Below are 15,211 nucleotides of genomic sequence, written 5' to 3'. Positions count from 1 at the left end.
TAAGAACTGTTGTCACACGCTTTCTATTATAACACATCTGCGTCTTTCTGGGGAATGATTCCGCCGAAACGCAAAAAAGTCCCCGAGAAATCCTCAGGGACTTTTCTATCCTCACTTCGCCATCAGTTTCGCGAGTTTATTGGCAAACTCCACGGGATTTTCCGGCAAAATACCCTCGATAATCAATGCCTGCGTGTAGAGAAGATCGCAATAATCCTTGAAATCCTCCGTATCCTTGCCCGCTTCGTGCAAGGTCTGCAAGCGCGCGAAGATGTCGTGACGCGGGTTGATTTCCAAGATACGGCGCGCCTTGAACATCGGATTATCCATCTCGGAGAACGTATGCTCCATCGAAAGACTCGGCCCCATCGCGTCCGCCACGAGGCAGACGGCGCTCGATTTAAGCCGCGCGGTCAGCTTGACTTCCGCCACGCGATCCCCCAAGGCCTCTTTGATGTCTTTCAAGAGATCGTCGTTCTTCTTCTGAATATCTTCGGTCTCCTTCTTCGCTTCCTGTGACTCGGCATCATCAAGATCAAGATCGCCGCGGCTGATCGAGTGGAACTTCTTGCCCTCGTACTCACGCAGCGTTTCGATGGTGAACTCGTCCACGGGATCGGTCAAATAGAGAACCTCGATGCCCTTCTCACACAGAAGCTCCATCTGCGGCAGCTTCTCGATCGTCGCCTTGTCCGTACCCGTCGCATAGTAGATTTCCTTCTGACTCTCGGGCATACGCGCGACATACTCCTTGAGCGTCGTGAACTTGCCTTCCTTCGAGCTAAGGAAGAGCAGCAAGTCTTTGAGCTTGTCCGCCGTGTTCTCGCCGCTGTAAATACTGTTATAAATGCCGATTTTCAGCGACTTGCCGAACTCCGCCCAGAACTTCTCATACTTTTCGCGCTCGTTTTTCAGCGTGCGTTCCAACGTCTTCAAGACGTTCTTTTCGAGATTCCTGCCGATGGTCTTGAGTTCATGGCTCTGCTGCAAAAGCTCACGGGAGATATTGAGCGAGAGATCGGGCGAATCGACAAGCCCCTTCATGAAGCGCAGATAGTCGGGTAGGAGATCCTTGCACTTATCCATGATGAATACATGCCGCGAGTAGAGCTGTACGCCTGGCTCGAAGTCCGTATGGTAGAGGTTGAATGGAGCGTGCGCCGGAATGAAGAGCAGCGCCGTATACTCGACCGCACCTTCCGCTTTCGTGTGGAAGATCTCCATCGGATCTTCCCACTCGTGGAACTGATTCTTGAGAAATTCATTGTACTCCTCGGGCTTGATGTCGCTCTTGTTCTTCGTCCAGAGCGGCGTCATGGAGTTGAGCGTGCGCACCTCCGTCCGCTTCGTCTTCTCCGCTCCCTCGATAGGCTTGCCGTCTTCATCCTTCGGCGTTTCCTCGACCTCGAAACTCATCTTGATCGGGTAGCGCACATAGTCCGAATACTTCTTGACCAAGCCTTCGAGCTTATACTTGTCGAGGAAATTTTCCTCAGATTCCGAACCGTAATAGTCCTTTGCCAGCGTGATGACGATCGTCGTGCCGTGCTTTTCCTTGTCACATTCTTCTATGCTATAGGTTCCGTCCCCCGTTGACTCCCAACGAATGCCCTGCGCCTCGCCTGCCTTGCGCGTGAGAATTGTGACCTTCTCCGCGACCATAAACGCCGAGTAGAAGCCCACGCCGAACTGACCGATCAGTTCCTTTTCATCGACCGCTGCATTCTCCTCTTTCGTGCGCTTGAGCTGCTCTAAAAACGCCTTCGTGCCCGATTTCGCAATCGTGCCGATGTTCTCGACGACTTCCGCCTCTGTCATGCCGATGCCGTTATCGGAGATGGAAAGCGTATGCGCCGCCTCGTCCGGCACGAGGAAGATCTCCGCACTGTCCGCCTCTCCGCGCAGCGTACTGTCTGTCAAAGCGGCGAAATGCAGCTTGTCGAGCGCATCCGATGCGTTGGAAATCAGCTCCCGCAGAAAAATCTCATGATTCGTATAGATGGAATGAATCATCAAGTCGAGAAGCTGCTTGGTTTCTGCCTGAAATTCATGCTGTACTTTTGCCATGTTGAAAAACCCCTTTACACAAAGATGCACGGGAGGCAAAGCGCTGTGCGCCGTCCATCCCGTGCGTTTAGTGTACTATATAAAAGTCAAAAAGTCAACACACGTTCCTAAACTCACAAATCCTTCAGCGTCGATACGCCCGCGCGGAACTCTGAGACATTTTTCGCTGTGATCTCAGGATTGTCAATCAACTCAACTTTGAAGGCGCGTCCTTTTTCTGTGCGCAGGAAAACGACCGCCATCTGCGTATCCGCCGTCGCTTCGGTATCAAGCTCACCGTCGCCATCCGTATCCACCATGATGGTCTTTGACGTCACGGCGAAAACGCCCTTCGTCTTTGCCGTGATCGGCAGGATATCAACGAGCGCATACGCGCTGTTTTCCTTCAGTTTTGTCAAGAGAAGCTGCTCATCCTTCTGCGAGAGCTTCGTAAGATCAGGCAAATCTTCCTTGGCGAAGCCATCCGGGATGATGATCCACGCCTTGTTGATCCGATAGCCCTCGTTGGCAAAGACGAGCACACTGCCTTCTTCACCCGCCTGCAGCACGCTTGCCGGCAGTACGCCGAGCGGCTTCGTCGGACACATGATGCTGTAGCCCGCCTCCTTGTTCGTATATGTATACGGCTCTGCACCCGCTGTCTGCGGCGCTGCCGCCGCTGCAAACATCGTGCAAAATGCAAAAGCGATGCCCAAAATCTTCCTCAGTTTCATCAAAAAAATCCCCTTTCCCTTACTCTCTCAAAAGCATATCTCTCACCATACGAAGCGCTGCTTCCGCCGACTGACGCTTGACCTCCGTTCGCACGCCGCTGAACACATGGCGCTCTACACACGTCGCATTCTCCGCGGCGACAGCGATGCAGACAAGCCCCACGGGCTTTTTCGCGGTCGCCCCGCCCGGTCCTGCGATGCCCGTGACACCCACGCCGATGTCGGCGGGAATTGCGCGGCGAACCCCCACCGCCATCTCACGCGCCGTCTCCTCCGACACAGCGCCGAAAGCTCGCAGCGTCTCCTCCCGTACGCCGACGAGAGATGCCTTGACCTCATTCGTATAGGAAACGACCGAACCCATCACATACGCGGAACTGCCTGCGACATCAGTCAAACGGCTCGTCAAAAGACCACCCGTACACGATTCGGCGCAGGCGATCGTCCTGCCGCGCTCACGCAGCATACGTCCGACGATCACCTCTAGGGGCTCTTCCTCATCGGTAAATCCCTCTTCCATAGAAACATCTCCACCTTTCTGCCCTGCATTTCCCATTCGCATATCGTACTCAGTCGACCGGCTCACCGACCGCATCGTAGGTAAATCCTTGTACAATGCGCACGCGTGCGATATCGCCCGGCTGGCTTGCCGCATCGCCTTCAATGAAAATCTGTCCGTCGATGCCCGGCGCTTCGCGATACGAACGTCCAAAGGCGAGGTTCGGCTGCTCCTCATCGCGACCTTCAACGAGCACATCAAGCTCCGTGCCCTCCAGCGCTTGATTGATCTCCTCCGAAATCTTACACTGCACGCTCATGAGATCGTGATAGCGCTCGCGCATCACATCTTCAGGCACTTGACGAGGCATCGAAGCCGCAGGCGTGTCCTCCTCCTGCGAGTAGGTGAAGATGCCCACTTTCTCGAAGCGCTGCTCGATAAGGAAGCTGCGCAGCGTTTGATACTGTGCGTCCGTCTCACCCGGAAAGCCCACGATGAACGTCGAACGGATCGCGACATTCGGTATGCGTGCGCGAATCTTTTCGAGGAGCGCCACGACATCCTCCTGTGTATCGGGACGGCGCATCGACTTCAAGATAGAATTGTGCGCGTGCTGTAATGGCAAATCGACGTACTTGCAGATCTTCGGCTCCTCTGCAATCGTCTCGATCAGCTCATCCGTGAAATTCTTCGGATAGCAGTACAGCACGCGCAGCCATTCGACCTGCTCGATCTTCACAAGCTCCTGCAAAAGCTGCGCCAAAGATGGCTTATCGTAAATGTCCTTGCCGTAATACGTCGAATCCTGCGCAACGAGAATGATCTCCTTGACGCCGGATGCAGCGAGACGCGCAACCTCTCGCGCAATATCGTCCATCGGACGGCTGCGAAAGCGGCCGCGAATCAAAGGAATCGCACAGAAAGCACAGCGATGGTCACAGCCCTCGGCGATCTTCACATAAGCAGAATACGACGGCGTCGTCAAGATGCGCGGTGTCTTTTCGTCATAAACGATCTCATTTTCCCCCGCCAAGACGATGCGATTGCCGGCAAGCGTCTCACGCACTGCCTCCATGATGCGATTCCATGCGCCCGTGCCGATGATGGCATCGGCTTCGGGCATGTCATCGAGCAGTTCCTGATGGTAGCGTTCACCCAGACAGCCCGCAATAATCAAAGATCGACAGCAGCCCGTATCCTTGTACTCTGCCATATTCAGCACCGTCGTGATGGATTCCTCTTTCGCCGACCGAATGAAAGCGCAGGTATTGACGATGATGATTTCCGCTTCTGCGGGATCGGGCGTAAGCTCTATGCCGTTATCCTGCAAAATGCCAAGCATGACCTCCGTATCAACGAGATTCTTAGCACAGCCGAGACTGATAAATCCTGCTTTCAAAAAGGTTCCCCCTTCAAGTTCCTTGAAGCACAACAGGAGGGACCGAAAGGTCCCTCCCTTCATTCATTGCAAACGCACTTCCTTCACCCAGCGATCCAAGAGGTCGTGACGCTCGCTCTGACTGAAATCCTGCGGTCGAGAAAACAATACGACATCTTTTCCCGGAAACGATTTATAAGCGATCGTCACCGGATTGAGCGGCACAAAGAAGAACTCCCTGCTCTGCAGAACGAGCTGCGCTTCATCGCTCAACAGCCACTCTACGAAGTCCTTTGCCTGCGCTTCGTTCTTCGCTCCCTCGACAAGCCCCACACCCGTCAGCGTGTACGCCGTGCCGTCCTCCGGATAGATGACCTGCAACGGATATCCTTGATGGATATAGCGCAGAACCTCGCTCTGCACGGCGACCGAGAGATCAACCTCTCCCATGCCTGCCATGCGCACCGGAGTCGAAAGATACTTCGAATATTGTACGACCTTGGGCTGTATGCCGCGCAAAATATGATACGTCGCCTGATCACCGAACTGCGACATCATCGAAAAGAAGAGATTCGCCGATGCATCCGCTGCAAGAAAATCTGTGATGCCGACGCGCACTTCCGGCATCGAAGCAAGCTCCATCCATGTATTCGGCACGCGCGGTACGGCGCGTACATAGTCGCGATTCGCGCAAAAGACGACGGGATCATACCAGATGCCCGTCCATCGTCCCTCTGCATCCTTAAAGGACGCGCCGATCGAGTCCGTATTCTCCGAAATATATGGCTGCAGTCCGCCATTCGCCGCCGCCTTTTCCAACGTACTCCGATCAGCCAGTACAAGATCTGCCCGAGTGCGTCCGCCCACACTGTCTTGATGCAGCTTCTGCAAAACCTCGACGGAACTTACAGGCACAAAATTCACCCGAACGTTCTTTGACTTTTCATAGCCCTCGGCAAGCATACCCGCATGTTCCGGCGGCAAGGTCGTATAGACCGTGATCGACTGCAGCGGTTTCTCCCGCCTCGTCCTGTCCGCATGTCCTGCCAAATTATCCGAAATCGTCGCGATCAAAAGAACCAGCATGAACGCCACGAGGAGCAGAGATGTATATCGTTGCATCGCTTTCCCTCCACGGTTCTCCAACTACTATGGGTACATTATACATAAAACGCTGCATTTATACAACCATACACGAATCGCCTATAGATGAGATCCTTATAATATGAAGAGGGCTCAGAATCTCATCAAACGAGCTCTGAACCCTCTTGCTTTTCATTTCATGGATATATTTTCCGATGCTCATCGTCTCTTATCACAAGAGCATCCGTAAACTTCTTTGGTTGCGGGAAGAGGACTCGAACCTCTGACCTTCGGGTTATGAGCCCGACGAGCTACCAACTGCTCCATCCCGCGATATTTGCCATCCCCACAAATGTATGGCTGACAAGAAGTAATTATACTATGAGTGAAACGATTTGTAAAGGGCATAAAAAGAAAAAGTCGCCGAAACCCGCAGCTTCGACGACTTTTTCATCAACCTTTCATACTGTTCATTCAAAAAGATAGGCGTACCTCTCTTTGAACTCCTCTTTTTCCATGTGATAAGCATTGGCAAGACCGGGATCGTCAAGATCCTCTTTCTCCATACGCATCATGAAGCCGCGTGCGATCTTGTAGTGAACGGACTCAATGTTGACCTTGCGCACGCGCGTCTTGCCCGTTTCAGGATCTTTGATCTCGTCGAAGAAGAGCGGCTTCGCCTGATTATCCTGCAAGGTGATCAGCGCACCGGTTTCGCCGCGCATGAGGAATTGTACCGCCTCATAACCCAAAGAACGCGCATAATCGATATCGTAGGCGATCGGTGTGGCACAGCGCAGCTCGTAGCCGATTTCCTTGTCTACGATGGCGATCTTGATGCCGATCTTCTTGACCTCGGCGAGCACCGCCTGCTTCAAAATTTCGCCGAAATCCAACTCCGCATAGCGAATATGACCATGCTCATCCAGCACAAGGTTGCCGAGCTTCTGGAAATCCTCCTGCGCGATTTTCTCGATGACGCCCTCGGCGATGACGGCGACGCCGTAGTTGTGCCCCGTCAGATAGCGCTTGACGATCGAGCCTGTGATGATGTCAACGACCTGCTGCAAAGGAATCGAATCCGCAGCAAATTCCTCAGGGATGATCGTCAGCGCTGCGCCTGCCGAGCGCCCCATGCCGAGCGCCAAATGACCTGCCGTGCGCCCCATAGCGATCGTGAAGTACCAGCGATTGTTGCTCGTGCGCGCATCCTCCATGAGGTTTTCGATCTCTTCCGTACCGAATGCGCGCGCCGTCTCGAAGCCAAAGGTCGGGATGCCTTCGGGCAGCGGCAGATCATTGTCGATCGTTTTCGGCACATGAACGACGTTGATCGTCTTGCCGATCTGACGCGCATAGTTCGATACCGCCATAGCGCTGTATGCCGTGTCGTCGCCGCCGATGGTCACAACGTGCGTGACGCCAAGCTCCGTCAAAGTATCGACGACCGTGCGCAAATCAGACTCCTTCTTCGTCGGGTTGTAGCGCGACATCTGCAAGATGCAGCCGCCCGTCAAATGGATACGGTTCACACGCTCCATATCGAGACGCACATACTTCTTCTCGCCGCGTGCAAGACGCGAAAAGCCGTCATAGATACCAAGCACATCCCAGCCGTGGCGATCCGCCTCGATGGTCACGGCGGAAATGACACTGTTGATGCCCGGTGCAGGTCCGCCGCCACAGATAATGGCGATGACATTCTTGATTCCGATCATAGAAATAGCCCCCTCTTCCATCTTGCGCATGAACTTTATTGCTTTATATTGAACATATTGCTTTATTCTGTCAAAAAGGCGATTTTCCTGCCGCAGCCGACGCGCAGAAGAAAGAAAGTTCTATCGAAAAAGCGGCAGCATTTTTCGCTGCCGCTCGGGGCATATCTCCCCTTCTTATCGTTTGCCGAGATGCGAACGCTTGCCGACATTCGTCTTCGCGCCGCCCTTAGAGCGTGCCGCAGGACGTCCCGTGCGCTTTTTGGCGACGCGGCGTGCACGCTGCGCCGCTTTGCCGCGCTTGGGCGGAGGTGCAGCGCTTTTCGTCGATGCAGCACGCTTTTCTGCGCCTTCCGGTCTTGCCGCTGCCTTCTTCGAAGCCTTTCTGCACACGCTGCTGCCAATCCGTTCCGACCTCTGCTTGGCGATGCGCGCCTTGATGCCCGCCTCGATGCGGCGAAGCTGATCGTACTGATGCGCATTGACGAAGGTGACGGCAAGCCCTTTCGCTCCCGCGCGTCCCGTCCTGCCGATGCGGTGAATGTACCATTCGGCGTCTTGCGGCAGATCGTAATTGAATACATGCGTGACGCCCTCGATGTCGAGACCGCGCGCCGCGATGTCGGTGACGACGAGAATCTGCAGCTTCGCCTCGCGGAAGCGGCGCATCACGAGGTTGCGCTGCGTCTGCGTGAGATCGCCGTGCAGCTCGTCGACAAGGTAGCCGCGCCCCGCGAGTTCCAGCGTCACATGCGCGACCTTCTGCTTCGTATGGCAGAAAACCATCGCAAGGTACGGCTGATACTTGTTCAAAAGCTCGCAAAGCTTGTCGAGCTTCGTCTCCTCACGCGTATCGACGATGACCTGCTCAATATTGTCGAGCGTCACGCGCTCGGGCTGCACCGTGATCTCACACGGCGCCTTCATATAACGGCGCGTAAGTGCCCGTATGCGCTCAGGCATCGTCGCCGAAAAGAGCATGAGCTGGTGATCGCCTGCCAATGCTTCGAGCATCGTTTCCACATCCTCGACAAAGCCGAGGCGCATGAGCTCATCCGCTTCATCTAAGACGATCTTGTTGACCTGCGAGAGATCGACCGAGTGTCGGCGCAGGTGATCGAGAAGCCTGCCCGGCGTCGCGATGATGAGCTGCGGTCTCTGGCGGAGCTTATCCTTCTGCCGCTCGATGTCCTGCCCGCCATAGATCAGCGCCGTGCGTATGCCCGCAACATCGGCAAGCGTCTTGGCGACGCGTGCCGTCTGCATGGCAAGCTCGCGCGTCGGGCTGACGACGAGCGCCTGCGCGACCGGCACATTGCCCTTGATACGCTCAATGAGCGGCAGCAGGAAAGCGAGCGTCTTGCCCGTGCCCGTCTGCGCCTGCACGATGGCGTCGCGTCCCGCGCGCACGACGGGGATCGCCTGCTCCTGCACGGGCGTCGCCTCGCGTATGCCTTGGCGTGCAAGAGTATTGACCAGATATTCCGGGCAGCGAAGTTCTGAAAAGTTCAACTCGAAAGTACCTCCGTTCCCGTTTCCGTAATAAGAATCGTCTTTTCCCACTGCGCCGAAAGAGAGCCGTCCTTCGTGCGCACCGTCCAGCCATCCTTCTTGTCTACCGTCACCTTATACTTGCCTGCATTTATCATCGGCTCCACCGTCAGCACCATACCCGGCACAAGGAGCATTCCGGTGTCGACCTCACCCACATGCGGCACAAAAGGTTCCTCGTGGAAATCTTTGCCCACGCCGTGTCCGCCGAGCTGCGTCACGACGGAGCAGCCGTTGGCGCGTGCGTGCGCATCGCACGCTGCACCAATGTCGCCGAGGAAGTGCCACGGCTTTGCCGCCTCAATGCCAAGGTTCATGCACTCCTGCGCCACCTCGACAAGCCGCGCCGCCTCCGGCGTCGTCTTGCCGCCGACGATATACATGCGCGATGCATCGGCGTAATAGCCGTCCAAAATCGTCGTGATGTCAACATTCACGATGTCGCCTTCCTTCAGCACCGTCTTTTTCGACGGTATGCCATGACAAACGACATCATTGATCGAGATGCAGACGCTCTTAGGGAACCCTTCAAAGTTCAGGCACGCAGGAATGCCGCCGTGATCGGTGATAAAGTCGTGCGCCGCCTTATCGAGCGTCGCCGTATCGATGCCCGGCTGCACCATCTCTGTCATGAGGTCGAGCGCCCCGTCATTGACAACGCCGCTCTTTCGGATACCCTCGATGTCCGCTTCATTTTTGATGATGCTGTGCGGCGGGCGCACCTGCCCGCGATAGATGTCGAACTTCATCGAGCGAAGCCGCTCATCGAAATCCATATGGCACTTCTTGTACTTCTTGCCGCTGCCGCACCAGCACAAATCATTTCTCGTCATTTCATTGCTCCTCGTCCGCATGACGCAACGCGCCATACAAAATAAATCGCACCACGGAATTTCCGCAGGCACGCTTTCGTCAAAAATTCTTTACCATTATAGCATATTCCTGAATACACTGCGAATAATTCTATGCAGGAACGTCGAATCTGCGTCAAGTCCTCTGCTTCCTTTACAAGAAGCAAAAAAAAATATATAGTAGAATACACATCATAAAAGGGAGGTTCCCTCATGCCAAAGCAACACCTCGCAGCCATCGAATATATTCGCGGCATTTCCATGCTCGGCGTCATCGGCATTCACGTCGGCTCGCAGTATTTGATGAATCCCGTCTCCAATGCGCATCTGACGGCGCTCTTCGAGATAGCCACGCGGTTCAGCGTACCTATATTCTTCTTCATTTCTGCCTTTGGCATTTTTTATCATATAGATCTTGACAAACCTTTCAACTATTGCCAATTCCTGCAAAAGCGCTCACGCGCCGTCGTCCTGCCTTACCTCGTATGGTCGCTCTTTTATCTCATACATGACGGCTGGCTTTATGCGGTCGGTTTCCCTGCACCGCTTTCTCTCGCTTCCCTGCTCTTCTTCGGCAATGCAAAATACCAACTTTACTTCCTCGTGCTTCTCATCTGGTTTTATATTCTCATGCCGCTTTGGATTCCGCTCGTAAGGAAGATCAACGGCAAAGGGCTGCTTCTCCTCTTCATACTGCAGATCGCTTTCAACTATTTTTCCAGCTTCAATGTCGAATTCAACACGATGGTCTACGGCATGGAAAATCCCGTGCTGAAGAGCTTCTTGCTCTATCGGCTCAACTACTGGGTGCTTCATTATATTTTCATCTTTATCATCGGCGGCTATCTCGCCGTACACTTTGATGCGTTCCAATCGTTTATGCGCAGCCATCCGAAAAGCATCCGGCTCTTCTTCGCCGCATCCCTCGCCGGCTTGCTTGGCTACTACTATGCACTGCTCGCCTTTCGCGGCTACACGCAAATGGACGCCATCAATACGGCGCACCAACTTTGCCCGCTCGGCGTCGTCTACACCTTGGCTGCTTCCATTTTCTTCTTCACCATATTCACCGAGCAGAAATATCCAAAAGGGCTCAATCGTCTGCTTTCTCTTCTCGGCAGACACTCATACTTCGTCTATCTCGTCCATCCATTCTTCATCGGCTATATGATGCTCATACTCGAAAAGCAAGGCATCATCTTGACGGCACCGAAAGCCATTGTCTTTTATCTCGCGACCGTTGTATTCTCACTTGCAGCCGCCGTGCTCGTTCGCTCCATCGGCGAAAAAGCGCCCATGCTGAACCTGCTCACGCTGGGCATTACAGCGCCGAAAAAAACGCAAGGATGAATACGCAAAACTCGCCGAGCATCACTGCTCGGCGAGTTTTATCAATGCGGCGGAAAGAAGCTCGACCAAAGGGGCTACCGTCGGCAGTTCCAAACTTTCCTTCGGGCTGTGAATATCGTGCGTCGTAACGCCGACAGAAACGAATTTCATCTGCGGATTCTTACGATAAAACCAGCCGCATTCGAGTCCTGCATGAATCGTTTCAACTTTCATCGGCTTGCCCTGCTGCTGTTCAAAAATCTCCGTAATGACCCTCGCAAGCGGATTGTCCTTATCCTCATCCCAGCTCGGAGCAAGCGTGCCGATATGGAGCGCAAATCCCGTAAGCTCCGCCAAATCCTTTGCCATGCGGCAAAATTCAAAGAGTTTTCCTTCTACGCTCGATCGCGGATAAAAGACGATATCAACCTCAGCGCCTTCCATACGCACGACGCCGAGATTCGATGACGTTTCCACCATACCCGGCGTGACAGCAGACATTTGATAAACTCCCGTATGAAAAAGCCGCAGGATGCGCAGCAGATTCGCCGCATCGTCCGCTACAATGACCTGATCTGCAGGCGGCGCTTCGACGAGCGAAAGATGAAGGGCAGGCTCCGTCACGCTGTACGTTCGACGAAACGTCTGCTCTTCCTGCATCAGTACCTCACGCAGTTTCTCTTCGGGCGCAGCCGTCACGATGATTGCCGTCGCATCCGACGCAATCGCATTTTTCGCTTTGCCGCCTGCAAGCGACGCAAGCGAAAAATCAACGCCTGCTTCACTAAAACCAGCCAAAGACAACGACAACAGACGCAGCGCATTGGCGCGCCCCTCGCCGATCTCCTCACCCGAATGTCCGCCCTGCAATCCGCCGACAGAAAGCCGCCATGCCTTTTCCTTCGCTGCTGCAACAAGTTTCAGCGTGCGCGAAAACGTCAGATCGACGCCGCCTGCACTGCCGACGCAAAGCTCATCCAAATTTTCCGAGTCACAGTTGATCAGATACTGCGCGTCTTTCAAATACTTTTCATCCAGATGAATAGCGCCCGTCATGCCGCGCTCCTCATCGACCGTAAAGATCGCCCGCACGGGACCATGATCCTTCAGATGACGCAGGATGTGCAAAATGACAGCGACGCCGATACCATCGTCCGCGCCAAGGCTCGTTCCGTCCGCACGCAGAACATCACCGTCCTCCACAAGCTTGATGGCATCTTTCAGCGGCTCGTAAGCCACACCCGGCGCAGCGACGCAAACCATATCCATGTGCCCCTGCAAAATGACGCGCGGCGCGTTTTCCCTGCCATGTGCTGCAGGAAGGTCGGCAATGATATTATTTCGCTCATCCTGTACGACCATAAGCCCCATCTCTTTCAAATGCGTCAAGAGATAATCGCTCACCGCCTTTTCATGCCCCGAAGGACGTGGAATAGATGCCAACGCGCGAAATTCTTTCATCACACTCTGTAAAATATCACTGTTTTTCATCGTATTCTCCTCTTTTCCAAAAAAAAGACAGGGCAATCAAGCCTGACTGCCCTGCCCGAAGGATTTTCCGTAATTCCTCCATGAACGAAAAGTTCCAACGCGCTTGTGTCTCGTCAATCCTGCAAAGGAATCGGCTCTGCCTCGTAGACGTTCACACCGTCCGGCGCATAAAGCACCATTGCGGTGGAAACACGTTTGACTTCGCCGTTCATGATGTAACACACGCCGTTGATAAAATCACAGATACGACGCTGCTCTTCAAGCTCAACACGCTCATAGTTTACAAGCACCGCCCTGCCCGACTTTAAATCGTCGGCGATTTCCGGCACTTGATCAAAGCTGCGCGGCACATAGATTTTCACGTTAAGCGAAGGAATCTGCGTCGTATGAACCGTCAGCTTCGGACGCTCCTGCTGCATCGTCACATGCGTACGCACCGCCTGCGTCGATGCTACGTGAAAGGACTGACGCCGCTCCTGCACAGGCTTGTACATCGGCGGCTCCGCTGATGCGTACGAAATCGGCGCACCGTTGGAAACCCTGCGCTCTTCATAGGCTTCCATATCCGACACGCGTACGTGTTCCTGCTCCTCATTTCTTGCCGATTCTTCTTTGACGACCTCTTCTTCCTCTACGGGCATGAGGAAATCCGTCACCCTCTTAAAAAAATCCACCGCACTCCGCCTCCAGCGTAAAACTCCATGATAGCCACAACTAAACCGAACAAACGATTGGAAAACTCTTAATGAATCATACCTTTATCTTCGCTATATTCTTCGGAAATCCTCTAAAAAAAATTAAGCCTGTAAAAAAAGTTTTCCTAATGGGCGCACAAGATTCATGCGCCCATTGAAAATTCTCGTCTCAGCGCTTACTTTCGCGCATTTTTGTTTGCGCGTCCGCGAGCTGTGCGGTCGAGAATCGCCTTACGCAGGCGGACGTGCTCCGGCGTGACTTCGACAAGCTCGTCCTCGTTGATGTACTCAAGCGCCTGCTCAAGACTCAATATGCGCGGCGGCACAAGGCGAATCGCCTCATCGGAAGAAGACGTGCGCATATTGGAAACATTCTTCTTCTTGCAGGGATTGATATCGATGTCAAGCTCACGCGAATTTTCACCGACGATCATGCCCTCGTAGACCTGCTGTCCCGGCGAAATGAACATCGTACCGCGATCCTGCAGCGTGAAGATGCCGTAGCCCGTCGTTTCTCCCTGTTCAAAAGCCACAAGCGAGCCGCGCGTGCGTCCGGGAATATCGCCCTTGAAGGGGACATAGCCGCAGAACACGTGATTCATGATGCCGTTGCCTTTGGTATTCGTCAAAAGTTCCGATCGGAAACCGATGAGCCCGCGTGCAGGAATGACGAATTCCATGCGCATGTAGCCCGAAACCTCCGTCATATTGGAAAGCTCCGCCTTGCGCGTACCCAAGGACTCCATGACGGCGCCCATGTACTCCTGCGGCACCTCGATCGTGAGATTTTCCATCGGCTCGCATTTCTGTCCGTTGATCGTCTTATAGACGACCTCCGGCTTGCCGACTTGCAGTTCGTAGCCCTCGCGGCGCATCGTCTCAATGAGGATCGACAGGTGCAGCTCACCGCGTCCCGATACCTTGAATACATCGGCGGAATCCGTCTCCTCGACGCGCAGACTGACGTTCGTTTCAATCTCCTTAAAGAGACGATCGCGCAGATGGCGCGAGGTCACGAACTGCCCTTCCCTGCCCGCAAAAGGACTCGTATTGACGCCAAATGTCATGGAAAGCGTCGGCTCGTCGATGTTGATCGTCGGCAAAGCTTCGGGATGCTCAGCATCTGCTACCGTATAGCCGATGCTGACGTCGCCGAGACCCGTGAGCGCTACGATGTCGCCCATCTGCGCCTCCGGCACCTCGACGCGCTTCAACCCTTGATAGACGAAAATCTTGCCGATGCGCGCCTTCGCCTCATGGTCGCCGCTCAAGAGCGCAACGCCTTGATTCGCCTTGATTCTGCCGCGAATGATGCGGCCGACGGCAACCTTTCCGACATATTCATCAGCTTCAAGCGTCGTGACCATCATCTGCAGCGCACCGTCCGCATCGCCCGAGGGCGCGGGAATATCCTTGATGATCGTTTCCAACAGGGGTACGAGATTGTCGTTCTCATCTTCCATATTGTACTTCGCTATTCCCTCACGCGCCGTCGCATAGATGCACGGAAAATCGAGCTGTTCATCATCGGCGTCAAGTTCCATAAACAGCTCAAGAACTTCATCGTAGACATCATCGACGCGTTGATCGGGACGGTCGATCTTGTTGATAACGACGATGGGCTTGAGCTTCTGCTCAAGCGCTTTCCGCAAAACGTACTTCGTCTGCGGCATCGGACCCTCAAAAGCATCGACGAGCAGCAGCACACCGTCCACCATGTTAAGCACGCGCTGCACCTCACCGCCGAAGTCCGCATGACCCGGCGTATCGACAATGTTGATTTTGATGTCATCGTAGAGAATCGCCGTATTCTTCGAGAGAATCGTGATTCCGCGCTCA

The 15,211-nt window shown here is 54.2% G+C and carries 12 protein-coding genes and 1 tRNA gene; 1 reads left to right on the top strand and 12 read right to left on the bottom strand.

Annotation, left to right across the window (positions count from 1 at the left end; all coding sequences use genetic code 11):
* Positions 1-111 precede the first annotated feature (111 nt).
* The 9 genes from htpG to map all read right to left on the bottom strand — a co-directional run bounded on the left by htpG (position 112) and on the right by map (position 9,839).
* A complete protein-coding gene (gene htpG, locus ACTTKG_RS04335; protein WP_442673027.1) occupies positions 112-2,067 on the bottom strand; it encodes a molecular chaperone HtpG in 1,956 nt (651 codons plus the stop codon).
* A gap of 113 nt (positions 2,068-2,180) precedes the next feature.
* Entirely contained in the window at positions 2,181-2,780 is a 600-nt protein-coding gene (locus tag ACTTKG_RS04330; RefSeq protein ID WP_442673026.1) for a hypothetical protein, read from the bottom strand.
* Between the two features lie 19 nt (positions 2,781-2,799).
* The gene (locus ACTTKG_RS04325) at positions 2,800-3,300 is read right to left on the bottom strand and encodes a CinA family protein (RefSeq protein ID WP_442673025.1); all 501 of its coding nucleotides are present in this window, start codon (positions 3,298-3,300) and stop codon (positions 2,800-2,802) included.
* Positions 3,301-3,349: 49 nt separating this feature from the next.
* Positions 3,350-4,678, bottom strand: a complete 1,329-nt coding sequence (gene rimO, locus ACTTKG_RS04320) for a 30S ribosomal protein S12 methylthiotransferase RimO (RefSeq protein ID WP_442673024.1) — start codon at positions 4,676-4,678, stop codon at positions 3,350-3,352.
* 63 nt (positions 4,679-4,741) lie between these two features.
* Complete coding sequence (locus ACTTKG_RS04315; protein ID WP_442673023.1) at positions 4,742-5,779, bottom strand: ABC transporter substrate-binding protein; 1,038 nt, start codon at positions 5,777-5,779, stop codon at positions 4,742-4,744.
* A gap of 218 nt (positions 5,780-5,997) precedes the next feature.
* Positions 5,998-6,073, bottom strand: a tRNA-Met gene (locus tag ACTTKG_RS04310).
* 137 nt (positions 6,074-6,210) lie between these two features.
* Positions 6,211-7,458 (bottom strand): diphosphate--fructose-6-phosphate 1-phosphotransferase, encoded by a 1,248-nt coding sequence (gene pfp / locus ACTTKG_RS04305; RefSeq protein WP_442673022.1) that lies wholly within the window; start codon positions 7,456-7,458, stop codon positions 6,211-6,213.
* Positions 7,459-7,632: 174 nt separating this feature from the next.
* Positions 7,633-8,967, bottom strand: a complete 1,335-nt coding sequence (locus tag ACTTKG_RS04300; protein ID WP_442673021.1) for a DEAD/DEAH box helicase — start codon at positions 8,965-8,967, stop codon at positions 7,633-7,635.
* Positions 8,964-9,839, bottom strand: a complete 876-nt coding sequence (gene map / locus ACTTKG_RS04295) for a type I methionyl aminopeptidase (RefSeq protein WP_442673020.1) — start codon at positions 9,837-9,839, stop codon at positions 8,964-8,966. Before map ends, ACTTKG_RS04300 begins: the two co-directional genes overlap by 4 nt.
* A gap of 231 nt (positions 9,840-10,070) precedes the next feature.
* On the opposite strand from map, the gene ACTTKG_RS04290 reads away from it, so the two are divergent.
* On the top strand, positions 10,071-11,207 hold the full coding sequence (locus ACTTKG_RS04290) for an acyltransferase (RefSeq protein ID WP_442673019.1): 1,137 nt from the start codon (positions 10,071-10,073) through the stop codon (positions 11,205-11,207).
* A 21-nt stretch (positions 11,208-11,228) separates the two neighbouring features.
* Here ACTTKG_RS04290 and pepD read toward each other — a convergent pair whose 3' ends face one another.
* The 3 genes from pepD to typA form a co-directional block, all read right to left on the bottom strand.
* Positions 11,229-12,677, bottom strand: coding sequence for a beta-Ala-His dipeptidase (pepD, locus tag ACTTKG_RS04285; RefSeq protein ID WP_442673018.1), 1,449 nt, complete (start codon positions 12,675-12,677; stop codon positions 11,229-11,231).
* Positions 12,678-12,790: 113 nt separating this feature from the next.
* Positions 12,791-13,351: a cell division protein SepF gene (locus ACTTKG_RS04280; protein ID WP_442673017.1), complete on the bottom strand. Its 561-nt coding sequence runs from the start codon at positions 13,349-13,351 to the stop codon at positions 12,791-12,793.
* A gap of 197 nt (positions 13,352-13,548) precedes the next feature.
* Positions 13,549-15,211: translational GTPase TypA (gene typA / locus ACTTKG_RS04275; protein ID WP_442673016.1), on the bottom strand; the 1,663-nt coding region annotated here is incomplete at its 5' end.

The sequence above is a fragment of the Selenomonas sp. genome (genome assembly GCF_052169755.1).
Classification (GTDB): Bacteria; Bacillota; Negativicutes; order Selenomonadales; family Selenomonadaceae; genus Selenomonas.
This window is presented reverse-complemented; position numbering and strand designations above follow the sequence as displayed.